This window comes from Alkalihalobacterium elongatum, assembly GCF_019024285.1.
GTDB lineage: Bacteria > Bacillota > Bacilli > Bacillales > Bacillaceae_F > Alkalihalobacterium > Alkalihalobacterium elongatum.
The window spans coordinates 24750-50729 of sequence record NZ_WMKZ01000024.1; the positions used below are offsets into that span (position 1 = coordinate 24750).

Genomic DNA, 25980 nt, shown 5'->3' on the forward strand with positions numbered 1-25980 from the left:
GGTTGGTTAATCCTCCTTCACTTGCTCCATAAACCTCACTCTTGGTGTATCATCAAAAGCTGGTAATTCAAGAAAATTAATCGGTGTAGACGTTAATTTTAAATTATCTATTTCAAAGTATTCTACAGATTCTGAAACAACCATTTCGTTATGAAGTTTCTGTGCATCATCTGTTAAGACTTTGATTTGTATTGGCAATGGCGGTAGCCTCCTATTATTTACACGAGTTACACCATTTACTTCTCGAAATGCAGTTGTCGAAATAATTCTTTGATTACCGATTGCAATTTCTTGGGCACCATTAAAGTTCAATTCGTTAATGAGAAAGCGGAGTAAAACTGGAGAAATGGAATGTCTTTGATGACCAAAAAATTGATCTTGATAAAGTGGTTCAATAGTAAGGATAATCCCTTCTCCTGTAACCTCTGTTAAACCAGCATCTTTTCTGAGGCTTTCTATTTGCTCTTCCATTACACTTTCAACATCTTCCTTCTTGTCATTTAAGGATGCTTCATACTGAGCGATTAGTGTAGCGTATTTTTCAATCTCCTGTGTAAGCTGTTGATGTCTATCCTGCTCGGCTCTTAGTTCTTTCCTTAACTCTCTAATATCTCTTGTATCCCTAACAACTGGTTCTTTGGTAGACTGAAATTGAATGGCCAGCATGAAGCCAATGATGAGAGTCACAATCATAAAAATAATTTTTTTATTCATGAGGTCACCTACTTTCAGCTAAGTAAGGTTCCATAATGATCTCGTTTTTTTGTTGCATCCTTACTTCAATAAAATCATTAACCAATTGGTCTCTGACTCCTCCTGGTAGCGTCATGGATCCTTCTAAATTTAAAGGGTCTCCAATTGCAGTTATAACGAATGGAGCATAAGACGTGTAACCATCGATATAGATAACAGGGCCAATGCATTGAATAAAAGAATTATTTGATAAACGATATCCGTTGATCGCCACGGCTTCAGCGCCCGCAACTAACAACTCTTGAACAACCTTCTGTATTTGCTCTTCATGGACGATATAATCATTAGGGTTTGCTCCATCAGGTATATACGAACTATCAGCGAGTGTAACTTCAATTCCTGGACCTTTAACCTTTACAGTTCCTACTAATTTTCGGAGTCTATCTAAATCTTCTATTAAAGAAGCAACTCGTACTTCCTGTTCCACAGTTAAATCTGAGATTTGTGTTTCAATTTCTCTCAACTGTGTTTGATATCCTCGTAAATCTTCTTGTAAATTCCTATTTATTGCTTGTTCTAATATTATGTTGTTACGAAGTTCATCCTCATGTCTCCATTGGCGCTGAGTGATCGGGTTTGTATCTTGATGCTCTTTAGCGAATTGATAAGATATTGCTAATATAAAACCTGTTACCAATAGGACAAGTGAAAGAATAACATGTTTACCATTCACCTTCACCTTCCTCTTCCTCCTCACCAATAAACTCCTCAAAATATGGCGTCATTCTCATATGAATTATACCTAATTTATTTGAATCTATTTCTTTAACAATAGAAGGGTATGGTGCAATTTTTTCTGAAAAGTTTCGAACAGTGGAATGCACTTCAAACCCGTCATTCATATAAACAATTATTCTAAGAGGGTCCGTTTCCGTTGGCGTATAATAAATTTCCGATATTCTATTAAACAATCCATCGGATAACTTGGTTATTTCTGTTGCTAGCTCTTGTGCGACAGGACCAGGTTCCCAATCTTTTAGAATTGGTGCATCAACAGGCATCTCATTAGGAGGTAACTCATCTAAGAATACACCTGTACTTAGAATGGGAAAATATTTTCCTTCTTGGTACATATAAGCAACTCGTTGATGTTCAACGACATGAAGTTCAATAGTATTAGGGAATTTTCTCGAAAGGTCTACTGATTCAATTTCTTTTAAATTGATCAACCTTTGTATAACTTCGTCTTCATTTAGTTTCCAAATGCTTGTCCCACTCTGTAATCTAGAGGCTTTAACGATTGTCTCTGATGGCAAGTAATAGTTTCCACGTACTTCAATCGTCTTAATATGACTTAAAGGAGATTGAAAATAAATAACTAAGAGGATAAGTAAAAAGAAAAACGACAAAAAGAAAATTAATCTACGGTTTGCCCGTTGTTTTCTTTGTTCCTTTAACTTAGGTATTCTGTCGTTGATGGTAATGACCTTTTCATCAACCATAATCCAACCTCCATTGCAAGTGTTTATACTTAGAAAACGGCATAAAAGATTTATGCCGTTCACATAAAATTTAAGGTTACATTATTGTATTATAACACAAATAGAAGGTTATGCTCATTCGTTGTTTTCTTTTTTTCCGACAATCTCTACTTCTGTTTCTATTTCGACTGCAAACTTTTCACGAATGGTTGATTTGATATGTTGAATTAAACTTAAAACATCATCAGCCTTAGCATCAGCTATATTGACAATAAAATTCCCATGCATCTCTGAAACTTGGGCACCACCTAACTGGAACCCTTTTAGCCCTGCTTTTTCAATCAATTGTCCAGCATAATTGGGTAGCGGGTTCCTGAATACACTACCAGCGCACGGATAATTCCATGGCTGTGATACCCTTCGATAATCTTTATTCTTCTGCATGACCTTTACAATCTCATCACGATCTCCAGCTTTCAGCTGAAAAACTGCTTCAACACAAATTGCTTTTTCCTTTTGTAATCTAGATGTACGATAAGAAAAGTCTAGCTCCTCATTGGTTAGCCATTTCATACTCCCATCTTCAAATAGGATGTGTGCCTTTGATAATATTTGGGATATATCAGACCCATGGGCACCAGCATTCATAAATACTGCTCCACCGATAGAACCTGGTATTCCACTAGCAAACTCTAAACCAGAAAGACCTTTTTTACTAATTACCATTGCTAATTTGATAACAGAATAGCCTCCACCCACTTTGATTTCTTCGCCATCAATTTCAAGATGACTAATGCCATCTCCTAATTTAATGACTACTCCCTCTATACCATTATCACTTACAAGTAAGTTAGATCCTCTTCCGATTACACGCCAAGGAATGTTTTCTTTACGAATTAATTTCATTAGTTCCTTTAATGATTCAACATCATTTGGCTCCACTAATAATTCAGCAGGCCCTCCAATCTTCCATGTTGTATGGTTGGCTAATGGTTCTTGGACGAGGACTTTGCCAATATTTTTTTCTCTAAGTTGTTGAATAAATTGTTCCATCGTCTTTTATCTCCTCACTTATTGAAAAATAACTAACTACAAGTGGTAAACTACCTTAAAATTTTATTATTATTGTATGCAGCCGCCTACTCCGCGTGTTCACCTTATTATTTTTTAGATTGGGACAAATCAGCAAGGAGCTCTACAAAGTGCTTCGCTGCTTCAGGCATTCCAAGTGATAGAGCTGCATTATGCATTTCTTCCCATTTTCCAGGCTTTTTAAAAATTTCATCAATATCCTCAAGTAAAACTGTACCACTCATTTCTTTTTCTAACCTAACAATTGCTGCACCTTTTACACTTAAAGAACGTGCATTTTTCTCTTGATGATTATTCGTTACGTAAGGACTCGGTATTAAAATGCTAGGAAGGCCTAAGGCTGTTATTTCAGCTAAAGTTGTTGCCCCAGCTCTGGCTACAATTAGATCGACCCCAGCTAATACTTCAGGCATGTTATGAATAAACGGCTTAATAATAACATTTTCAGGGTTACCTTTCGCTTTCACTTCTTCCATGACTCTATCAAAGTGAACTTGGCCAGTTACATATAAGAACTGATAATCAAATTTATTCATCTCTGGAAGGACTTCTAGGAATGCGTCATTAATCGGTCTAGCTCCTCGACTCCCACCAACTATAAGCACCGATTTTTTCTCCGCATTAAGCCCAACTGACTCTCTTCCACGCTCTGCATCAGTTAAGATTACTTCTGACGCCCTTGGGTTTCCAAGATAAACCGTTTTAGTCTCTGGAAAGAAGTTTTTAGATTCGGGAAATGATAAGACGATCCTATCTACATAACGGCTTAAAAATTTATTAGTAAGTCCAGGTACACTATTTTGTTCATGAATTACTGTTGGGATTTTTAATTGTGAGGCAGCATAAACAACTGGGCCACAAACATAGCCACCAGTACCTACTACAACATCAGGATTAAACTGTTTAATGAGCTTCTTAGAGTCGCTTGTTCCTTTAAGGAAACGATAAATCGTCTTTACATTTTCAAAAGAAATCTTTCTACGAAACCCAGTAATTTTTATCGTTTTAAATGGGATATTTTCACGAGTAACAAGCTCACTCTCTAATCCATTCTCTGTTCCTATGTACAAAATTTCTGCATCCTTATAATGCTTTTTTATTTCTTTGATTAATGACAAGGCAGGATATATATGCCCTCCAGTTCCTCCACCACTAACAACTACTCTCATTTAATTCCTCCATCATCTCTGTCTTAATATAAATGGCTGTTCTCGTAAATTTCGGTTGCTATTGGATGTTTTTAGCTTCACGTTAAAGCCTGAATAACCAAGAATGCTTGGTTATTCGCTCAATAGCATACAAGCGTTAAGAAAAGTGCCATATGAAAAGTTTCCAAATATTTAAAAGAAGTAAAAGTTCCGTAAACTCCATATTAACTATTTTCTATTACCATTTTATCAGAACGATACCTTGGATTATACATAATGCTTATAAAGGATTGTGTAAAATTTTATAAAGTGTACTAATTTAGTGTTCTTTTTATTCAATTGTAAACAGGACCTGCAATCTCAAAACATAATCTTATACAAAAAACACTGTTAAAGTTAGGAACCGATATTAACAGTAATGCACTAACACAAAGAAATATCCCTCTAGTTAGGAGATACCTTACCGAGAGGGACATATAATTATAGCCTTGAGAACCTACTAATGTTAAGTAAAACTCCTATTGCAACAAGCATGAGGGTGAGAGAGGAACCGCCGTAACTTAAAAACGGTAAGGTAATTCCTGTTACTGGCATAAGCCCCGTTACTACCCCAATATTAATCATAACTTGAATTGCAACCATGGATATAATACCTACTGCCAAGAAACTACCAAATAAGTCTGGAGCACCTAAGGCGACTCTAATTCCACGCCAGAGTAGTATTCCAAATAAAAAGATAACAACTGCACCACCGATAAACCCTAATTCTTCAGTTAGTATTGCAAATATAAAGTCTGTTTGTGGTTCAGGTAAGTAGAAATACTTTTGCCGACTTTCTCCAAGTCCCAATCCAAGTAGCCCTCCAGGACCTATCGCGTACAATGATTGAATAATTTGAAAGCCACTTCCTAGAGGATCGGACCATGGGTCTAAAAAGGATGTAATACGTTTGATACGATAAGGAGCTGAAGCGATTAACGCTACAAACCCAGCTACACCAATTAAAGCTAAACCAACAAAATGAGCAATTCGTGCGCCTGAAACGAAAATCATAATAACACATGTTCCAACCATTACCGCACCTGTCCCAAGATCGGGCTGCATCATAATTAGCCCAAAGGCTAACATGACTAAGGATAGTGATGGTATTAATCCTTGCTTTAGCGAAGTAATTTTCTTTTGATTTTCAGATAAGTATTTTGCTAGGAAAGCAATCATCGCCATCTTCATAAATTCTGATGGTTGAATGGAAAACGCTCCAACTCCTAGCCAACTTCGGGCCCCACCACGAACGAGTCCAACTCCAGGGATTAACACGATAATAAGCAGAATAAAACATATGATTAGCAATACCTTTGACCATTTCCTCCACGTCCAATAATCAACATTCATAATGAATAACATCGCAGCGACCCCAGCCCCTGCAAAGAATATTTGACGTTTGGCAAAGAAAAATGAATCATCGAACTTATATTGAGCCCATACCGCACTTGCACTATACACCATAATAACACCTATCGTTAATAGTGCAATTGTTGCAATTAACAAAAGAAAATCTGGTGCCGTTTTTGTTTTAGGCAACTGTAACACCTCACTAACTAAAAAGTGTGCGTACAATTAATTTCAATCGTACAACCTCTATTACCTAAACATATGCACCAGACTGTAAGAACATGTCCTTTTATCTTTGTATTAACTTTTCAACCGCATTAATAAATATATCTCCACGTTGTTCAAATGTTTTGTATTGATCCCAACTAGCACACGCAGGTGAAAGTAGGATAACATCACCAGCACTGGAAAGATTATAAGCAGCTGGTACGGCCTCTGCTACGTCTAACACTTCCTCAATTATTGCAACACCTGCTTCCTTTGCTGCAGCCTTGATCTTTTCTTTTGTTTCTCCAAAAGTAACTACAGCTTTCACTTTTTCTAGTGAAGGGATAAAAGCATTAAAGGAATTGCCACGGTCCAGACCTCCCGCTAAGAGGATGACTGGATCAGTAAAAGCAGAAACTGCAGCCTGAGCCGCTAAAATGTTTGTTGCTTTTGAGTCATTAAAAAACTTCCGGTCATTGAATGTCGCAACGTACTGAACTCTGTGCTTAACACCAGTGAATGTCTTTAACACGTTAATGATTTCCTCATTATTTGCTCCCATCGTTTTCGAAGCAGCGATAGCAGCAAGAATGTTTTCTAAGTTATGCATACCAGGAAGAACAATATCTGCTACACTCATAATTTTCTCATCTTTAAAATAAACAAAATTATCTTTCAGATACGCTCCGTCTACGACTTCTTTTGTTGTTGAAAAAGGAACCTTGACTGCTTTTACACTGTCTGCAAGCTTTACAACATCTTCATCGTCAACATTAATAACATAAAAATCATCGTCATCCAGATTAGCAAATATCTTAGCCTTAGCAAGACCATATGCTTCCTTCGTTCCATGATAATCTAAATGAGCATCAAACAAGTTTAACAATACTGCAACTTTAGGATGAAAATTTTCTGTTCCTTGAAGTTGAAAGCTTGATACTTCTGTCACAATAATATTTTCTTTAGTAGCTTTTTCAGCAACTTCACAAGCTACTGTACCAATATTTCCAGCAACTAAAGGATCTCTACCACTATTTTTTAACATTTCAACAATTAATGTTGTTGTTGTCGTTTTTCCATTTGAACCTGTAATTGCAACCATTTCAGCTTCAGATATTTTAGACGCTAATTCTACTTCAGTAACGACAGGAATTCCTCGCTTCAAAGCTTCAGCAATTAGTGGATTACTGTATGGTATCCCTGGATTTTTAACGATAAAGTCAATTGGCCCATCCAATAATGTTAATGGATGAGCACCACAAACGACCTTTATTCCTAAGCTTTCTAAATCCTTTGCTTGAGGATTTTCTTCCAATGGTTTAGCATCGTTGACTGTCACGTGTGCACCTAGTCGGAATAATAGGCGGCTCGCAGCATCCCCACTTTTTGCTAAGCCAAGGACGAGTACATGTTGTTTTTTAAACTGTTGTTCGTTCTTCATCTAGATCCACACCTCTAAGTAAATTCCTAATATAGCAAATAGCATACCTACTAACCAAAATGTAACAACTACTCGCCATTCCGACCAGCCAGATAGCTCGTAATGATGGTGAAGAGGACTCATTTTGAATACCCTCTTACCTCTTGTTTTGAATGAGATAACTTGAATAATGACTGATAGAGTTTCAATAACAAATACCCCACCGATTATAACTAGTAAAATTTCTAATTTTGTTAGAATTGCAACCGCTGCAATTGCTCCACCTAAAGCGAGTGAACCCGTATCGCCCATAAATACTTTCGCAGGGTGTGCATTAAATACTAAAAATCCTAAAACTGCCCCTACGACTGCTCCACAGAAGATTGCCACATCGAACATTTCTGCATTCCAAGCTAATATCGCAAATGCCCCGAATGCTATTGCGCCAGTTCCAGCAAGTAGGCCGTCTAATCCATCTGTCAAATTAACTGCATTTGATGCTCCAACGAGCATAACTATGATCAGTGGGAAATAGAGCCATCCAAAATCAATTGAAAAGTTTGTAGCTGGTATAGCTATTTCTGTTGAGAAGTCAAGCATACGTAATCCTAAGTAAAAGATAATAGCAATAATAAGCTGACCTACTAATTTTTGTTTAGATGTTAGACCCAAGTTTCTCTTCATTACAACTTTAATAAAGTCATCTAAAAATCCTAATAAACCGTAGCCTAAAGTTACAAACAATAATAACCATATTTCTGTCGTAAAAGTTAAAAATTTTGAGACGATAATAATAGTCGTAAGAAGGATAGATAATAAAATCATTACCCCACCCATCGTTGGAGTTCCACTTTTCTTTTGATGGGATTTCGGTCCCTCGTCTCTTATACTTTGTCCAAATTTTAACCTTCGCAGAAAAGGAATGATAATTGGGGATAGTATTACGGCAATGAGGAAAGATGCTATTAATGTAAATAATAATGTGATCTGTTCAAACATAGTCATTGCCTCCTTTCTATTACATTAAATGTTTAGTAATCGTTTCTAATTGTAGTCCCCTCGAAGCTTTTATGAGCACAATCGTTTCGTTATCTAAGAGTCTTTTAGTACTATCAATTACATCATCTTTATTTAAAAAACTTTGTACTATAAGCGTATGGTCATTTTTCTCATTAAATGCGTCAAGAATCCATTGTCCTTTTTCCCCCACTGTAAATAAGTGGGTAATTGGCTTTTCAATTGCGCTTGCTACCGAGTGATGAAGCTGTTTTTCATCAGGACCAAGCTCATACATATCTCCTAAAATTAATACCCGTTTAGAGAAGTCTGGGAGTTCCTTTACAGCTTGAATTGCAGCTTTCATTGAAGTCGGACTGGAGTTGTAAGCATCGTTAATTATAGTGGAACCATTTGAGCCTTGGAGACGCTCTAATCTCATCCCTGTTAAGTTTACTTGTTTTAATCCACTCTGTATACTTTTTTCTGTTAATCCTAGCTTGCGACCTACCATAATTGCATAAGTTGCATTCTTAATATTATGACGACCTAGTAGTGGAAGCTCATATATAGTTTCTTGGCCTCTTAGAGTAAAAGTAAAGCCGTATTCACTTGAGGAAACATCAGTAATCTGTGTATCACATGTATCTGCAAAACCACAAGTACTTACATTCTCACGGTAAAAAGGGGTAAGTAATGGCTCATCACCATCAACAAATACTTTTCCTGTATCCCTTAAACCTGATATAATCTCCATTTTAGCTTGAGCGATCCCTTCGCGACTACCTAATTGTTCAATATGAGATTCTCCAATATTTGTAACTACTGCAAAGTGAGGCTCTCCAATATTACTCAATAACTCAATTTCACCAAAATCACTCATACCCATTTCTAATATGAGTAGCTCACAATCATTCTCCATCCCCAATATCGTCAACGGTAAACCAATGTGGTTATTGTAGTTGCCTTGGGTTTTATATGTCTTAAATGAAGTCGATAAAACAGCATCTAAAATATCTTTTGTCGTCGTTTTACCATTACTCCCTGTTACTCCAACTACAATGGGATCAATAAATGCTAAATACTTTTTTGCAAGTTGCTGCAATGCCTGTAACGTTTCTTGGACAAAAAACAGTTGAAAATCTTCAGGTAAGTTGTCAGGTATAGATTTATCCTGTTGCCACAATGAAGCTGTAGCTCCTTTTTCAATCGCAGAATGTAAAAAATCATGACCATCAAAACGTTCACCTACTATAGGTATAAATAAACCATTGGCCATTGGCTTACGGCTGTCTGTATATACCCCAGTAAAAGACATATTAATATTTTCCTTTCGTACTCCATCTGAAACTTCTTCAACTAGCTTTCCTAGTAATTTCATTTCATTCGCTCCTCAATGATCGCTCTTGCTACTTGTCTGTCATCAAAATCAATGACTTCATTACCAACAATCTGATACGTTTCATGGCCTTTTCCAGCAATTAATACAACATCATTTTCTTTTGCTTGAGAAATTGCATGTTCTATTGCTTCTTTTCGATCAATAACTGAAATAAAATTATTACTTTTCACTCCTGCTTCCATATCTTTTAAGATCTGCTCTGGCTGTTCACTCCGCGGATTGTCAGATGTAAATATAGCTTTATTTGCATATTTGACAGCGATCTGTGCCATGATTGGTCGTTTGGTTCGATCTCGGTCGCCTCCGCACCCTACTACACAATAAATATTTCCTTTAGCCAACTCTTTAACAGTTGTCAGCACATTTTCTAGACTATCAGCAGTATGAGCGTAATCAACAATGACCGTGAAATCTTGACCTGCATCCACCGTCTCAAATCTACCGGAAACTCCTTCTACACCTTCTAAGCTTCTTTTAATATCCTCTAATCTAATTCCATGCGCTAAACAAGCTGCAGTAGCAGCCAAAGCATTATATACACTAAACTTTCCAATTAGCTTCAATTCAACGTTTGTCTCGCCTTCAGGAGTTGTTAGGGTAAATGTTGTTCCACCTGATGTCATCTTAATATCTTTGGCTCTAACATCACTCGTATCATTAATTCCATACGTAATAACTTGGGCAGCTGTCATCTTTTTATATTCATTTGATGCGTCATCGTCATCATTTAAAATAGCAATTTTTGTACTAGTGTGATCATATGTATTACCTAGCTGTGAAAAGAGAAGTCCTTTTGCATATTTATATGCTTCCATCGTTTCATGATAATCTAAATGATCTGGTGTTAGATTTGTAAAAACAGCGATATTAAAATCACAACCTCTTACTCGTCCAAGATGAAGTGCATGTGAGGATACTTCCATAATAGCAGTATCTACCTCTTCATCTACCATTTGCTTAAATGTCTTCTGTAATGTAAGTGACTCAGGTGTTGTATTTTTCGTTTCATATGTTCGATCACTAATTTTTGTATACATCGTACCGATTAGACCAGTACGCTCACCTACATCATTTAAAACTTTCTCAATTAGATGTGTCACTGTCGTTTTTCCGTTTGTACCAGTAATTCCAATAAGTGAAAGTTTTTTTGTTGGGTGAGCATAGAAGTGGTTTGAAAGAATTGCCATAGCTCGTTTTGTATCATTAACTATAATTACAGGAACAGTTGCATTCACTTTTCTCTCTGCTATTATCGCACTTGCTCCATTGCTAAGCGCTTGATCTACATAATCGTGACCATCAACCGTATATCCTTTAATACAAATAAATAAACTACCTTCTTGTACCTCTCTTGAGTCCATCTCAATTGATGTAATTGAAGGATTCGTTTGATCGTTTAAAAAAGTAACATGCTGAAGTTGTTGTACCAGTTGCTCTAATTTCATAATCAATACCCTTTCTATTACTTACATTTAATATCTATCGTAGGAAAAATAAGCCTTATTTAATCAAAATTAACGATTTTATTTCGTTTTCTATTACAAGTGTATGTTCACACCTCATGGAGAAGTCCCATTTCCTACAATGTACCTCTATAACACAATGAATCCCCCCGAAATAAATACCGGAGGGAAATAAAAGTGTTACAGAACCATTTTAGTCGGTTGTGTCGGATTTGTCACCCATATAAAGTCGTATCGTTGAACCTGCTTTTACTTTTACACCAGGTTCTGGTGCTTGGGCTAACACTTTGGACCCACTCCCAGAAGCATCAATTTTCAGATCGTAATAAGCTTGATTAATTTCACGAATAGAGAGCCCAACAAGATCTGGAGTTTCAATGATTGGCTCATCATTCCAAGCTTTTTCTTTTTCGATCTGGTCTGACCGTTTTTCAACTCCCATGGCAGCTAAGCTATCGCCAATAATTTTACCAACAATTGGGGCTGCAACAACACCACCAAATTGAACGGTTCCTTTCGGATTATCAATTGCTACGTATACAACAATTTCTGGGTTATCTGCTGGGGCCATACCAATAAATGAGACGATGTGATTATTTTCAAGATATCGACCGTCTTTGGCCTTTTGTGCTGTACCTGTTTTACCTCCAACACGGTAGCCATCAACATATGCACCTTTACCAGTACCAAGTGCAACAACACTTTCTAATGCATGACGTATTTCTTTAGAAGTTTTTTCAGAAATAACTCTCCTTTTTAAAATAGGAGCTTGTGAACTAACCACTTGTCCTGTTTGTGGGTCAATCCATTCTTTTGCAATGAACGGTTGATACAAATATCCTCCATTAATCGCAGCGGAAACAGCTGCAACTTGTTGAATAGGTGTTACCGAAACCCCTTGACCAAAAGCGGTGGTAGCGAGCTCTAGCGGACCTACTCTGTCGCGATTAAAAAGAATACCTTTTCCTTCACCCTGGAGATCAATACCCGTTTTTGAACCGAAACCAAACTTTTCAATGTAGTCAAATAAACGATCTTTACCTAGTCGTTCACCTAAAACGACAAATCCAGGGTTACAAGAGTTTTGTACAACTTCTAAGAATGTTTGGTGTCCATGCCCACCTTTTTTCCAACAACGTAACCGGTGTCCAGATACTTCGATAAAACCAGGGTCATTAAAAGTTTCCTTGTGTAAATCAACTTCACCTTCTTCTAAAGCAGCTGCGATCGTTATGATCTTAAAGGTGGAGCCTGGCTCATACTGCATCCAAACAGGCTTATTCTGGTTGTATATTTCTGGTGGAACCTCACGAAAGTTTTCAGGATTATAATGTGGCCGACTGGACATCCCAAGGATTTCACCTGTATTTGGATCCATCGCTATCGCAATTGCACCATCTGGATTATAAGTTGCTTCTGCTATATCTAATTCTCGTTCAATGATCGTCTGAACTTTACTGTCAATCGTTAGTCTTAAATTAAGTCCATCGACTGGAGGCGTGTACTCATCTGCTAAATCTGGTAACCTCTTACCTTTAGCGTCTGAGAAAAAGGATACATGTCCTTTTTTTCCACTTAAATGTTCATCATAAGTTAACTCTAGTCCTGTTAACCCTTGGTTATCAATCCCTGCAAAACCTAGTACATGAGCTAAAAACTTTCCATTCGGGTAATGTCTTTTACTATCTTCTGCAACATAAACACCTGCTAAATCTAATGCTCTAACTTCGTTAGCTTTTTCCTTTGATACTTTTCTTCCTTCTGGATTAATCCTAACTGACGATGCACTTTTCGTGATTAATTCATATGCTTTCTGTCGGTCCATATTTAAAACGTTAGCTAACTTCTCGGCTGTCTGTGCTGGGTCTTTTACTTGACGAGGAACTACTAGTATCGATGGTGCACTAACATTGGTAGCCAAAATCTCATCATTTCGATCTAATATCTCTCCTCGTTTCGCTTCAAAAGGAATATCACGACTCCAAGAATCTTCTGCTCTGTCAGTTAACCAGTTACCCATCCCGAATTGTACATAGCCAAGGCGGATGGCAATGATTAAAAAGATGATTAAACCACTTATTAATACAAACACTAAACGTTTTCGTACGGTAACATTGGACACTCGCACTACTTGTACCCCCGATTTCTAACCTAGATTTCACAATATTAAGGCTTGTCATGCTTGTTTAACTTATATGCTGAAATCTATATAATTAGAACTTTTAGGGGAATACTTATTGTTCTTCAAGTGAACCGTCTTCTTCTAGATCTTCATCTTGTTGTATAGTTTCGTAACTAGGTAACTGTAATTCAACAGTAATATGTTCTTCCACCCTTAAAGGGCTTCCTTTAGTAATGCTTTGACTTGTTACATAGCCTGTCCCAAATATATTCATATTAAGGTCTAATGCTTTTGATAATTTCATTACATCTCGGAATGACCAACCTTCAATATTTGGCATTGTGTACCCTTCACCATCAGAAACTAAGATAATACGCTCATTTTCAATTACATATCTCCCTGAAACTGGCTGTTGCCCCTCAACTTTTTTGCCATCACCAAGGACAATAACATCCATACCTTCACTTTCCAATTCAGCTTTTACCGTTTCTAACGTTTTACCTTTATAGTCTTGTAGCTGAAAACCAATTTGTTCGTTTTCAACTACTTCTTGATAACCTGGATTAATACTTAAGTATTGTAAACTGTGTTTCATAACCGTATTAAATATTTGTGAAACTGGTGCAGAACCAGCCTCTGTTTCTTTTAAATTGGGACGGTCTACAGCTACATAAACGATAACTCGAGGATCATCTTTAGGCGCCATTCCCAAGAATGAGAAAATGTTTTTTCCATGTCCTCTTAGGTACCCTGGTCCATCTGGATTTGGTACTTGAGCGGTACCTGTTTTTCCAACTACGTCAAACCCTTCAATATAATAAGGAGTACCAGTCCCAGCGGAAGATGTGACAACCGTTTCTAGTACATCGATAACTTGTTTTGCTGTAGCTTCTGAGATAGGTTGACCAACAGAAGTTGGCTCATTTTTTTCAATAACCTTCCCTGTGTCATGGTCAACAACTCGATCAATCACATATGGTTTCATCATCACACCATTGTTTGCAATTGCAGTTGCCGCCTGGACCTGCTGAATAGGGGTTACAGCAGTAGCTTGACCGAAAGCTGTAGATATCGCATTAGATGCATTTTTTGCTGCAACTAAACTCGTTGCTTCACTCGGTAAATCTATCCCTGTCGGACGAGTAAATCCGAACAAATCAAGGTATTCATATAATTTATCAGAACCTAATTTTTCATTAGCAATCTTTGAAAATGCTACATTGGAAGATCGTTGCATGCCTTCATCATAAGTAATTGTTCCCCACCCTCTACCTTGATTGTGGTCAGATATTACCCTTGATCCTAAGCGGTAAGTACCAGATTTAAATTCTTCATTACCGTTATAGACACCTTCTTCGATAGCTGCTGCTAAAGTAAAGATTTTCATCGTTGATCCTGGCTCAAACCGATCACTTACAGCAAAATTTCTATAGTTAGTAATTTCCTCATATAGATTTGGGTTAAAGCTTGGGCGATTGCTCATTCCTAATATTTGTCCAGTTTTAGGGTCAGCCACAATAGCTATCATTCTTTCAGGTTTGTAATCCTCTTCAACTTTTGTCATAATTTGCTCTAATGCAGTTTGGATGTTAGAGTCTAAAGTTAAATAGACATCATGACCATTTTTCGGGAGCTCAATCGTCTCCTTTGGATCAGGTAAACGAATACCTTTGCGATCTCTTTGGTACATAACAGAACCATGCTCTGCGCGTAATAATTCATCCAAACTAAGTTCTAAACCCATTCTAGATTTCTCCATATCTCTTTCTGTATAACCAATGACATGAGAAGCATATGTTTGTTTTGGGTAGTAACGACGTGGTTCTTTTCTAAATTCTATTCCAGGTAACTCATACTCTTTAATTGCAGTCATTTCCTCATGACTCATATTTTTTGCCCCAGCACCTAGTTCAACTTGGAAACGATCACTAGAGAGAAGCCTTTCTAGGTTTTCTACAGACATATTTATATGAGGTGATAAGATTTCGGCTGTTTTCCTAGGGTCCTTCACAAAGCTATTTTGGCCCCTATCTAAAACAGCAAACATTGTATACGAGTTAATTTCTTGGGCCAGGGCACTACCATCACGATCTAAAATCGTTCCACGATTTCCTTCAATTATATTTTTAGTCATCCACCTTTGTTCAGCCATTTGTTGTAGATCATGACCACTTACTTCTTTTGTTGTTTGTATCATAATTATTCTTCCAATCAGTATGACAAAACAAATAAGAAAAATAGCCATAATGAAAACGGCTCTCTTGTTAGTAACAGGTCTCTTATGAATTTCCATTTGTCATCACATCCTATCATCAAAAAGCAAAAGAAACTAAAAACTGACTTAAAGTTCTATATTACTCTTTTTTGCTTAAAAAGAAAACTAGCTCACAGCGGAACTAGTTTTGTATAACTTTTACCTTATTGTCATTTAAAGACATTCCAAGTTTTTCCGTTGCGATATGTAGAATTCTATCGGGTGCACTTAATTCAATCACTTGCAACTGAAGACCATCATTTACTTGTGATTGTTGTTGGATGTCGCGTTGGAGGTTATGGATATCTCTATTGAGAGAGTAAGCCGATGCATAATTTGCAATAATGAACGTAATTGCTACTGAAAAAGCAACAACTGCTAGTAAAACTAATCCTTTTTCACCTTTAGTAACTGAAAACTTCCTTTGTGTTTTCGGTGCCTTTTTTGGTTGTTGCTGCTGGTGGTTAATTTCTTTTGGCTGTTGCTGATATTGACGAGCTAAATTACTCATAGTGTTACCTCCTTTTAATTTTTCTCTGCTATTCGCAGCTTTGCTGACCGAGCTCGATTATTCTTTTCTAATTCATCTATGCTTGCTATGATAGGTTTCCTTGTAATTAAGTTAAGCTTTGGCTCATAACCTTGAGGAACCATCGGCATACCAGGAGGCAATTCAGGACCTTTACTTTCCTTTTTAAACATGTCTTTGCAAATTCTATCTTCAAGTGAATGGAATGTAATCACACAGATACGCCCTTTAGGTGCTGTAATCTCGATCGAGTCAGCAAGTGCTTGCTCAAAGGCACCTAATTCATCGTTAACAGCAATCCGGATTGCTTGGAATGTTCGCTTAGCTGGATGCCCTCCTGTCCTTCTTGCTGGAGCTGGAATTGCTGATTTAATAACTTCCACTAGCTCACCTGTTGTTTGAATAGGATGCTTATCTCTTGCGGCTTCAATCTTTCTAGCTATTTGCTTAGCGAATTTTTCTTCTCCATACCTCGAAATGATCGAGACTAGTTTTCCAAACTCCCACTCATTCACTACCTCATAAGCACTCAATTGAGCGGATTGATCCATTCTCATATCAAGAGGTGCATCTTGGTGATAACTAAACCCTCTCTCCGCCTCATCTAATTGAGGTGATGAAACTCCAAGATCAAACAAAATACCATCAACTTGTTCAATCCCTCTAGCTCTTAGCTCTTCTTTTAAAAAGCGGAAATTACTCTTAATTAACGTGAATTTACCTTCATAATGACTTAATTTTTCCTTTGCATTTGCTATCGCTGTATCGTCTTGATCAAAAGCATATAGATGCCCTTCAGAACTAAGACGAGAAATGATTAATTCACTATGACCAGCGCCACCAAGAGTGCAATCTACATATATTCCATCTTTTTTTATATTTAACCCTTCCACAGACTCTTCTCTCAAAACAGTTATATGATTAAACATTAGCTACCACCTCTTATATGCTTTTCTAAGATGTAATTCTAAAGGTCAAAATCAACGATATTTTCAGCAATCTCACTAAATGACTCTTCCGACTCCATAAAATAGTCTTCCCAGATTGCTTTACTCCAAATTTCCACCCGGTTTGAAACCCCAATAATGACACACTCTTTTTCAATATGTGCATATTCCCTAAGTGGTGAGGCAATATTTACTCTACCCTGTTTATCGAGCTCACATTCAGTTGCTCCTGAAAAGAAAAATCGAGTAAAGGCTCTGGCATCTTTTTTTGTAAATGGAAGAGATTTTAACTTACCCTCTAGAATTTTCCACTCATCTTGTGGGTAGACGAATAAAGACCGATCAAGTCCACGAGTAACAACAAATGACTCACCAAGTTCTTCACGGAACTTGGCAGGAATAATGAGTCTTCCTTTTTCATCGACATTATGTCGATATTCACCCATGAACATAGTCGTTTCACCATCCCCCACTTTATACCTCTAAGTTACCACATCCCCCCACTTTATACCACTAGATTTTCTAATTCTCCCCCCAAATAAAAAATCCTGCTAAAAAGCAGGATTTTTTTAACGATTTCACTTTATTTGTTAATATTTTAGCTTTACTCATATTTTATATTTCAATAACCTTATGATATACATTTATCGTTAAGTCTTGTTCTTTAATATCGTCTAACAATGAGAAACCATAAAGGTTTAAAAATTGAAATATATTATAAATTCGTTCTTGTGGTTTCTGATTTGGAAGGGTCACTTGTTGTAATGCATCATATTTCAATAATTCATATTTATATTTTTCTTTTTGTTGTCGTTCTAATTTTTGATGAAGAAATTCAACTTGATCGATTAAAATTTTAATATTTTTAGCCGCAAGCTTTTTAGACGTTTCATCTAATTGTTCAGCAATTTGACGAAGTGGTTCATGAATTTCAACGATCTGCGCCTTAACTTGATTAGCTACTTTTTCGATATCCCATGTTTTTTGTTGCTCATACCAATCATCTCTCATTTTAGTTAGAGATAAAGATAATGCATCCTCAATATTAATCCCTTTTTTACCTAACCAATCTAAATGTTTTTGTTCTAACAATGTTAAAGAAAGCCTCGGAACAATAGGAGGCATTTTCATTTCTACAGTTTCAAAGGCTTTCTTTAACGTAGACCAATAGGCGATTTCTCCAGGACCACCAACAAAAGCAAGGACAGGTAATAGAAACTCTTGCATAATCGGACGGGTAACAACATTATTACTTAATTTTTCTGGTGCGTACTGTGCAATGGAAACTAAGTCATGTTTTGTATATTTTTTCTCATTAGCTACAAAAGTTACTTCATCTACTCGATCGATTCTATGCCTTTGGCCTCCATCTATAATAAAAAGATTGGTATTTTCTTCATTGGGCTCAATCGGGGTCCCAAAGTTTAGTTTCGCAATTTCTTGACCCTGTATAAGAAATGCTTTTTGGATCGCTTCGTTCTCCTCTATCAGTAGAGAAAACATTGAAGATTCTATCTTGCGAATGTTAGTGTCTGCTGAATCGAGTAATATTAGACCTTCTTCTTTAAAAATCCAAGCCATCAATTGACTAAAAAACTGGGAATAGTTAGTTGAGCTCTTTAATAATGAAGTCACAATTTCAAGAAGTTCTTTTGTAAAGTTCGTTTCTTGCATCGAAGAAAAAACGTCCTCGATCCACTTTGTGGTTATATCGACATCTATTGGCCTTTCAGACAGCGGTGTTTTTAGATCGTCTAATTGATCCATTAGTTGATGTTTGATTAGAGCTTCATTCTCTTGGATAAACAAATGATTAACCTCAAGAAAATCATGGTCCTCCCCGGCCACCCAAAAAATTGGAACTACAGGAATACCTAATAACCTCTCTTGTTCCTTTGCCAAATTAATAACTGTTAACGCTTTATATACAGTATATAAAGGCCCTGTCAATAACCCTGGCTGTTGACCTGTTACTACAACAACACTATTAGGGTCTTTTAGACGTTCTATTTGGGTTAATGTTTTTTCACAGTGAACAAGATGTTCGTTATACTTTGTTAAAGCATCAACTAAGCCTGCTCGATTATATGTACGATTCCTTAAATATTCATACCTACTTAAATATGTTGTTTGCTCTTCGTAATCATACTCAAAAAACGAAAGGAGATCTGCATCCTTATTAAGATAGGCACTAGCTACTTTTGTTGTGGGTGAAAGTTGAATTTCTTTCACGTTCATTATGTAACGCCCTTTCATTAAAAACTAAAAACTCGAACGATTTGATTATATCAAAATGATAAACGTACACAAAATAAAATGCTTAGCACCTCTATGTAATAAAAATACGCGTTATCAACCCAATTGTACTTAAAATAATATACGCAATAAAAAATAAAATAAAATTAAATCGCCATATCCCTCTAAATAATCTAATCAAGTGAACGTCATTAGCCACTTTCCAATGAATTACAGTAAAACAAATAGCTACGATAAAAAAAACAATTAAAATGATCCATAAAAATGACTGGTTCCATATTTCATAACTGATAAAATAAACTGCACTAATAAAAAACACTAAAGAAATATCCGCAGCAAGACGAATAGAATAACTTTTCTTTTTTGTTATTTTAACTGTAATAATATATACTATGTACCACCCTATAATAGGTAGCGTAACAACCGTAGCTATAAACCATGCGAAAGCACTACTCAACCTTCTCCCTCTCTTCCTGTTCTATTCCTTTAATGCTTTCAAACAAAAACTTCGTGATAGGCAGTTTCAAATGTTTCTGTTCCCCTATGCTCAAAACATACCCTAGGATTGCATCTATTTCTGTTTCATTTCTTTTCTCTATATCACGTAACATAGATGATCTGTTATTTGCTGTTTTCTTGCAAACTAACAAAACTTCATTCCACATTTCTTCTATATCATCTAATTCAAGACTTAAAACAGTTTCATCAAATACAGCTCGCATTAATTTTAAGAAGTGTGTGTTTGAGACTAAAACTCCATTCTTTACTCGATATAATGCCGTTAATGGGTTAATACATGAATTAACGACCAGCTTACGGTTCATTATTTTTAACCAATCACTTAATACAACTACCTGAAATTCTTTATGACTTATCGATTTCCAGAGGTCATCCCAGTTGTTTGATCCACCTTTAACTGCTCCAATTTTTATTATTCCTACTCCAGTATGTTCGACTTCTGTGCCAGACAACCTCATAGCACCATGTTCAACAATACCAATAAAAAGTGAATGAATAGGAAGTTCCTTTATAAAGTTGAGATGACTCATACCATTCTGCATAAAAACCATTGCTTGAGGAATGAAAGACTTCTGTTGGAGGGTTTGAAATAAGTCCTCAATATGAAATTGTTTAACTGTAACAAATAAGATATCCGCATTTAATTCAACTACCTCATCAATTGCTTGAGCATGTACAGAAAAAACTTCAAGTTTATTATTTCTATGTAACGTAACACCACGTTCTCTAAGCTGCTTTGCTTGTAATGGACTTCGTGTAAATACAGTTACTTCATTTCCAAATTTTCTTAAATAGGCGGCTGTAAGAAGTCCAATTGCACCACCACCAATAACTCCAAGTCTCACATTATCACCCCACTCAACTAGATCTTAGTTAACGAGTCGACTATTCTTAAACTAAATAATATCACAGTTAGGGAAAAAGACGAATGACGATTTCAGTTTTTATTTATGCTGCCTTCACTGGTTTTGAGAAGGTGCTGTTAATGCTTGTTGTTGTTTTTGGACTCATTATAGAAAACCTTTAAGTTCCTGAAAGGCGTGTGATATTAAAATCTCACACGCTGAGTCAATTAATGGATCCTTCTATCTTTATAATATTATTTTCGAAAAATTTTTTCTTTTTTTAATTCTAGTAGAATTTTTAGTTTTTTATCAATGTGTATTTCTTTTTGTAGTAAAATAGAGTGAGTGATGATTAATTTCTTACACATAAAATATTACTATCAATTAGGGAGGTCATCTTATGGAGAAACCAGAAGTTAAGCGCTTACTTATTAATTATAAAACATTAGAGGAGTTTCAGAACTTTAGAGAGTATGGAGCACCAGAACTTTCAATGAAGGAAGACCTTCAAGCAAATATCATTGAAAATGATAGCGAATCGCCGTTTTATGGAATTTACTACGGGAATAAACTAGTTGCAAGAATGAGTCTTTACCGAGTAAAAGGAAAATTTGATCAATACTTCGAGCCACCACAGGATTATTTAGAGTTATTTAAACTTGAAGTACTAGAAGCATATCAAAATAAAGGATATGGAAAAGCTTTAGTAGATTTTGCAAAAAGCTTTAATTTGCCGATAAAAACGAACGCAAGGCAACGTTCTGATGAATTTTGGAATAAGATGGATTTTGAATCTGTTACCTATCAACCGATGCGTGACCGAGGAGAAAATCCTTATGTATGGTATCCTGAAGGCGTTAAAGAACAAGTCTTATCACAAGAACAACGTTAGAAAAAAGAGGTCAACTCAAAAAAGTTGACCTCCTTTTTTTAATTAGTTTTCTCTTCAGGTAAAACAGCCATCTTTCGAGCACGATCCATTATGCTGATTAACGTCCTATAATCTTCATTAATAGTTTCTTTTTCTTTCTTAACTGCCTTTATTTCCTTTTTTAACTTCTCATTAGACTCTTTTAATTTTTCATTTTCTCGTTTTAATTTATCATTTTCATTTTCAAGCTCATTACTCTGTCCTAACTTACTAGCGTATGTCTTCAAGTAATCAATGACATCTTCAAGCGTCATGTTATTTGAATTCACATGTTGCTCCACTGCAACAGGAGTGACAGGCTCACTTTCCTTCTCAACTGATTTTTGAATAGTCGGTACGGCCACTTCCTGACTAGCTTCAACTTCATAGTTTGCTTGATCTTCCTCTTTCATCACTTTGCCTTTTTTACGTTGCTTTTTCGCTAACGCTATCGCCGCATCATATTTTTTTCGAATTGCAGAGTTCCACCGGAAGCCGCAAGCCGCAGATGTACGTTGTAATCTCTCTCCTACTTCTTCAAATGCAGCTAGTTGTGTACTACCTTCTCGTATATGACGTAAAACCACTTCAGCTAAGATTAAATCCTCATCATTCGTCCAAGCATCCTGCCGAATAATAGACATGTTATTATCCCTCCTAAAACATCTTTTGTCTATACTTATGCATCTACTAGATAAGATAGACTTTTATGTTCTATTAAAGGATTATGTCCTCGATTTAATTAAAGTATTCCTCCCAGTGAATAATGAGTTTTATAGTTAGCATTTTTGTGAGACTTTTTATAAAAGAATCTTTTCTTGAAGAATGTTGCTTAATCGTTAACCGAGCGTATGCTCAGTTAACGATCAAATGCATCAAATTTTACGAAAGCAGATGACAATATTCTATTTAGATAAAAACCTTTCTACGGCAGCGTGATGCTCATCTGATTCCCACAGCGTTGAACATTCTTCAATTTCATTTAAAAATCTATGTTTCACACTCGCTTTATCAAACTGGTCGTTAAAGCGTTTTTTATATGCTCTTAATACAGGTGTCGATTGCTTTAAAAATGGAGTTACCCATTCCTTACACCCAGCTTCAAAATTTTCAGCATCAATAATTTGTTGAATAAAATTAAGTTTTACTGCTTCTTCAACTCCGAATCTCTTAGCAGTCATTAACATTTGGAGAGCGTTTGCCTGGTCAATACGTTCAAATAACATAGTTGATGCGCCCCATCCAGTCGTAATCCCTAGTGTTCCTTGAACAAACCCTACTTTAGCATGTGGTGCGGCTATCCTAAAATCACAAGCCGTTGCTAATTCACACCCTCCTCCTACCGCAGTACCATTAATCGCTGCAACAGTCGGCTTCGGAAAGAAAAATAATCGAAATAATATTTCACCCATTTTTGAAAGCATTTGTTCTGCTTCTTTTTTTGTATGTAGTAAGTGAAAGATAGAAAGATCCCCACCTGAACAAAAAGCTTGATCTCCCTTCCCCCGTATCACAACTAACTTATCTTCCTCATTTTGTTCGATTTCATCTAGTTTTTCTGTTAACAAGTTCATTACATCATAATCAACAGCATTTCTTTTATCCTCACGGTTAATAATTAACCAAGCAATACCGTCTTCTCTAATTAATTGTACCTTTTCCAACATCATTTCCCCCTTTTTTCTTACAAGTATTTCGACATTATTTTTGAATTTCCTCCAGAAAAATCAGAAAATATATTTCCATTTTTCTTAAGGTGTAGGCTCTGTTAGAGAACTTTGTTTTGTATGAATAAGGGCTCCTCGGATCCTAAAACATAATAAACAATAAAAAATAAGCAAAAGGATACGCCCTTTTGCTTATTGTTTATGAAACTCATTTTATTATTTGTTTAAAACGTCTTGGCCTTTGTAAGATCCACACTCTTTACATACACGGTGTGCAATCTTTAACTCTCCACACTCAGGGCACTTTACCATACCTGGTACTGCTAATTTGTAGTGAGTACGACGTTTTCTTTTGCGAGTTTTTGAAGTTCTTCTAAAAGGTACTGCCATCATTCCCACCTCCTTAAAGGGCTATCACTGTTACTTTAAATTTTACATTTATGAATTTATGCGGTTAGTTTCTGCTAACCAGAACAATTAAGGCCGAAAAAGCCGATGCTCCCAATATTACTGTTTATCAAAGAATTTAGCTAGATCTGCTAGACGAGGATCAATACGGTCTTTTTTATTTTCTTCCGTAATTAATTCCCAATCTTGGCCAGCTTGAAGACCTTTTTCATCTGCCTCTTTACTAACAAGCTGAAGTGGAATTTCTAGAAGGATATGCTCCATTATGTATGGAACAAGATCTATTGCTTCTCCTTCAACTGAGTGAACATCATCCTCTTCATCTTCACTTATCCATGCATGGTCATCTAAACTAAAAACTTCTTTTACTTGAAGGTGAAAAGGGAACCTTACATCTATTAACGACCTAGAACAAGGTAACGTCATTTCTCCCTTTATTTCAAGCGGAAACGAAATTAGGTTCTTAGAAAATATCGCTTCACCAATCACTCGAACAGGACTAATATCCCTGATCTGCGGATCAATTTTTTTAATATCACTAAGATCTAATGTTTCGTCAAATGTTAATCCTTTACTTTTTAAACCATTCAGTTGTTGAATTGTCCATTTCAAAAGAATCACCTCAAGGCAACAAGAGTAATTATAGCTGTGTAATTATTATTTGTCAACTTATTTTCTTTACACTATTTTCAAGAGTTTACTTTATCATTTTTCCCCTTTAAATTGCAAGTTCTTTTAGAGATGCTATACTTTTTAAAGACGAATAGTTTAAATATTTTCGTTGACATATTCTAGTTTACCTCATTACTAGAGGTTGTGTTAAGGTACATTTTTTATAATAAGTACTTTAAAATAAGCGTGCAAAAGTTACGTATTTTTATTGCTATAATCGTCAATGAATTAAAATTAAAGCTTACCGATGTTGTATTGGTATTTTATTTGGAGGATAGATTATGAAGGCTGTTGGAGTTGTTGTTGAATATAACCCTTTTCATAACGGACATTTTTTTCATTTGGAAGAGTCACGGCGTGTAACAGATGGAGACGTTGTTATAGCCGTAATGAGCGGAAACTTCTTACAGAGAGGCGAACCTGCCATCGTATCAAAATGGCAAAGAGCAAAAATGGCATTAGCATCAGGTGTAGATATTGTTATTGAACTACCATATGCATACTCTACTCAAAAGGCCGAGATTTTTGCATTTGGCTCTATATCATTACTACAAGCGCTAGGAGTAAAGGAGGTTTGTTTTGGGAGCGAGGCAGGGAATATTGACCTTTTCCATGAACTATATCATTTTATTACAGAAAATAAACAATGTTTTAACGACAAAATTCAGACTTATATGAGTCAAGGAAACAGCTACCCAAAAGCTACCTCATTAGCATTTTCCTCGATTAAAGGCGATCAACAAATGCTTGACTTGTCTCAACCTAATAATATATTAGGTTATCATTATGTAGAAGCGATCTATCAACTAGGAAGCAAAATGAAGGGCCAGACGATTCAGAGAAAATCTGCTCAATACCACGATGAAGGTTTTGCATCTGAAACGATTGCAAGTGCGACGAGTATTAGAAATGCTATATTTAATCAACAGAATAACTCTAAACATACAATTGACCGAGTAATACCAAGTAGTACATTGGAACTGTTAACAGAATACGAAACGTTGTTTTCTACTCTTCATGACTGGGAATTGTATTTTCCTATGTTAAAGTATCGAATTCTCTCATCGACAGAAGCAGAGCTAGCTACTATTTATGAAGGAGAAGAAGGGTTGGAGCATCGTTTAAAGCGATTTATTAGTATTGCTAACAGCTTTAATGAATTTATGAATTTAATTAAGACAAAACGATACACTTGGAATCGTTTGCAACGATATTGCTTACATATTTTGACAAACACAAAAAAAACTGATATGGAATGGGCAAGTACAAAGAAGCAACCTCCATACCTTCGCTTGCTTGGGATGAGTAAAAAGGGACAAGCATACCTAAGTAACATTAAAAAATCGGTTGATATTCCTATTATTACAAAAGTCACTTCTTATAATCATCAACTTTTAGATATAGATAAAAAGGTTGCTACGGTTTATGCCCTTGCATTACCAAGGTCAGTACAAACAGAACGGCTAAAAGACGAATACTACCAGTCTCCGATACGTTATCCCCAATAAAAAGAGGAGTGACAAATAAAAGTCACTCCTCTTTCATTATTCATATTAA

At 36.1% G+C, this 25980-nt stretch carries 24 protein-coding genes; 2 read left to right on the plus strand and 22 right to left on the minus strand.

The genetic code is table 11. The features are described from left to right. Nucleotides 1–6: 6 nt before the first annotated feature. The 18 genes from GKP30_RS18040 to GKP30_RS18125 form a co-directional block, all read right to left on the minus strand. Nucleotides 7–714 carry a DUF881 domain-containing protein gene (locus tag GKP30_RS18040; RefSeq protein WP_216830867.1) on the minus strand — a complete coding sequence of 236 codons (708 nt, stop codon included), beginning with the start codon at nucleotides 712–714 and terminating at the stop codon, nucleotides 7–9. A 4-nt stretch (nucleotides 715–718) separates the two neighbouring features. Then, the gene (locus tag GKP30_RS18045; protein WP_216830868.1) at nucleotides 719–1432 is read right to left on the minus strand and encodes a DUF881 domain-containing protein; all 714 of its coding nucleotides are present in this window, start codon (nucleotides 1430–1432) and stop codon (nucleotides 719–721) included. Further along, nucleotides 1416–2195: a cell division protein FtsQ/DivIB gene (locus GKP30_RS18050; protein WP_216830869.1), complete on the minus strand. Its 780-nt coding sequence runs from the start codon at nucleotides 2193–2195 to the stop codon at nucleotides 1416–1418. The genes GKP30_RS18045 and GKP30_RS18050 overlap by 17 nt, the downstream gene beginning before the upstream one ends. Nucleotides 2196–2309: 114 nt before the next feature. Beyond that, the gene (gene murB, locus GKP30_RS18055) at nucleotides 2310–3227 is read right to left on the minus strand and encodes a UDP-N-acetylmuramate dehydrogenase (protein ID WP_216830870.1); all 918 of its coding nucleotides are present in this window, start codon (nucleotides 3225–3227) and stop codon (nucleotides 2310–2312) included. Between the two features lie 107 nt (nucleotides 3228–3334). Then, a complete protein-coding gene (gene murG / locus GKP30_RS18060) occupies nucleotides 3335–4435 on the minus strand; it encodes an undecaprenyldiphospho-muramoylpentapeptide beta-N-acetylglucosaminyltransferase (RefSeq protein WP_216830871.1) in 1101 nt (366 codons plus the stop codon). 459 nt (nucleotides 4436–4894) lie between these two features. Next, nucleotides 4895–5995, minus strand: coding sequence for a stage V sporulation protein E (gene spoVE, locus GKP30_RS18065; protein WP_216830872.1), 1101 nt, complete (start codon nucleotides 5993–5995; stop codon nucleotides 4895–4897). Nucleotides 5996–6095: 100 nt separating this feature from the next. Next, nucleotides 6096–7454, minus strand: a complete 1359-nt coding sequence (murD, locus tag GKP30_RS18070) for a UDP-N-acetylmuramoyl-L-alanine--D-glutamate ligase (protein WP_216830873.1) — start codon at nucleotides 7452–7454, stop codon at nucleotides 6096–6098. Further along, nucleotides 7455–8432 carry a phospho-N-acetylmuramoyl-pentapeptide-transferase gene (gene mraY / locus GKP30_RS18075; protein WP_216830874.1) on the minus strand — a complete coding sequence of 326 codons (978 nt, stop codon included), beginning with the start codon at nucleotides 8430–8432 and terminating at the stop codon, nucleotides 7455–7457. 19 nt (nucleotides 8433–8451) lie between these two features. Further along, entirely contained in the window at nucleotides 8452–9810 is a 1359-nt protein-coding gene (locus GKP30_RS18080) for a UDP-N-acetylmuramoyl-tripeptide--D-alanyl-D-alanine ligase (protein WP_216830875.1), read from the minus strand. After that, nucleotides 9807–11276: a UDP-N-acetylmuramoyl-L-alanyl-D-glutamate--2,6-diaminopimelate ligase gene (locus GKP30_RS18085; RefSeq protein WP_216830876.1), complete on the minus strand. Its 1470-nt coding sequence runs from the start codon at nucleotides 11274–11276 to the stop codon at nucleotides 9807–9809. Before GKP30_RS18085 ends, GKP30_RS18080 begins: the two co-directional genes overlap by 4 nt. Before the next feature lie 211 nt (nucleotides 11277–11487). After that, nucleotides 11488–13422 (minus strand): stage V sporulation protein D, encoded by a 1935-nt coding sequence (locus GKP30_RS18090; protein WP_216830877.1) that lies wholly within the window; start codon nucleotides 13420–13422, stop codon nucleotides 11488–11490. A 106-nt stretch (nucleotides 13423–13528) separates the two neighbouring features. Beyond that, nucleotides 13529–15709, minus strand: a complete 2181-nt coding sequence (locus GKP30_RS18095) for a penicillin-binding protein (RefSeq protein ID WP_216830878.1) — start codon at nucleotides 15707–15709, stop codon at nucleotides 13529–13531. A gap of 103 nt (nucleotides 15710–15812) precedes the next feature. Next, the gene (gene ftsL / locus GKP30_RS18100) at nucleotides 15813–16181 is read right to left on the minus strand and encodes a cell division protein FtsL (protein WP_216830879.1); all 369 of its coding nucleotides are present in this window, start codon (nucleotides 16179–16181) and stop codon (nucleotides 15813–15815) included. A gap of 14 nt (nucleotides 16182–16195) precedes the next feature. Then, entirely contained in the window at nucleotides 16196–17128 is a 933-nt protein-coding gene (rsmH, locus tag GKP30_RS18105; RefSeq protein WP_216830880.1) for a 16S rRNA (cytosine(1402)-N(4))-methyltransferase RsmH, read from the minus strand. A 38-nt stretch (nucleotides 17129–17166) separates the two neighbouring features. Continuing rightward, the gene (gene mraZ / locus GKP30_RS18110) at nucleotides 17167–17598 is read right to left on the minus strand and encodes a division/cell wall cluster transcriptional repressor MraZ (RefSeq protein ID WP_216830913.1); all 432 of its coding nucleotides are present in this window, start codon (nucleotides 17596–17598) and stop codon (nucleotides 17167–17169) included. Between the two features lie 163 nt (nucleotides 17599–17761). Next, nucleotides 17762–19384: a bacillithiol biosynthesis cysteine-adding enzyme BshC gene (bshC, locus tag GKP30_RS18115; protein ID WP_216830881.1), complete on the minus strand. Its 1623-nt coding sequence runs from the start codon at nucleotides 19382–19384 to the stop codon at nucleotides 17762–17764. A gap of 91 nt (nucleotides 19385–19475) precedes the next feature. Beyond that, nucleotides 19476–19859 carry a DUF3397 domain-containing protein gene (locus GKP30_RS18120; RefSeq protein ID WP_216830882.1) on the minus strand — a complete coding sequence of 128 codons (384 nt, stop codon included), beginning with the start codon at nucleotides 19857–19859 and terminating at the stop codon, nucleotides 19476–19478. Further along, nucleotides 19852–20766, minus strand: coding sequence for a 2-dehydropantoate 2-reductase (locus GKP30_RS18125; protein ID WP_216830883.1), 915 nt, complete (start codon nucleotides 20764–20766; stop codon nucleotides 19852–19854). The genes GKP30_RS18120 and GKP30_RS18125 overlap by 8 nt, the downstream gene beginning before the upstream one ends. A gap of 400 nt (nucleotides 20767–21166) precedes the next feature. Between GKP30_RS18125 and GKP30_RS18130 the strand changes: the two genes are divergently transcribed. Beyond that, nucleotides 21167–21658, plus strand: a complete 492-nt coding sequence (locus GKP30_RS18130; protein WP_216830884.1) for an N-acetyltransferase — start codon at nucleotides 21167–21169, stop codon at nucleotides 21656–21658. 38 nt (nucleotides 21659–21696) lie between these two features. On the opposite strand, the gene GKP30_RS18135 is transcribed toward GKP30_RS18130, so the two are convergent. The 4 genes from GKP30_RS18135 to GKP30_RS18150 all read right to left on the minus strand — a co-directional run bounded on the left by GKP30_RS18135 (nucleotide 21697) and on the right by GKP30_RS18150 (nucleotide 24363). Next, nucleotides 21697–22320 carry an RsfA family transcriptional regulator gene (locus GKP30_RS18135; RefSeq protein ID WP_216830885.1) on the minus strand — a complete coding sequence of 208 codons (624 nt, stop codon included), beginning with the start codon at nucleotides 22318–22320 and terminating at the stop codon, nucleotides 21697–21699. Nucleotides 22321–22581: 261 nt separating this feature from the next. Then, a complete protein-coding gene (locus GKP30_RS18140; protein ID WP_216830886.1) occupies nucleotides 22582–23343 on the minus strand; it encodes an enoyl-CoA hydratase/isomerase family protein in 762 nt (253 codons plus the stop codon). A 216-nt stretch (nucleotides 23344–23559) separates the two neighbouring features. Next, complete coding sequence (gene rpmF / locus GKP30_RS18145; RefSeq protein WP_075385538.1) at nucleotides 23560–23733, minus strand: 50S ribosomal protein L32; 174 nt, start codon at nucleotides 23731–23733, stop codon at nucleotides 23560–23562. A gap of 117 nt (nucleotides 23734–23850) precedes the next feature. Beyond that, on the minus strand, nucleotides 23851–24363 hold the full coding sequence (locus tag GKP30_RS18150; RefSeq protein ID WP_216830887.1) for a YceD family protein: 513 nt from the start codon (nucleotides 24361–24363) through the stop codon (nucleotides 23851–23853). A 341-nt stretch (nucleotides 24364–24704) separates the two neighbouring features. On the opposite strand from GKP30_RS18150, the gene GKP30_RS18155 reads away from it, so the two are divergent. Then, nucleotides 24705–25931: a nucleotidyltransferase gene (locus GKP30_RS18155; RefSeq protein ID WP_216830888.1), complete on the plus strand. Its 1227-nt coding sequence runs from the start codon at nucleotides 24705–24707 to the stop codon at nucleotides 25929–25931. The last annotated feature ends 49 nt before the right edge of the window (nucleotides 25932–25980 follow it).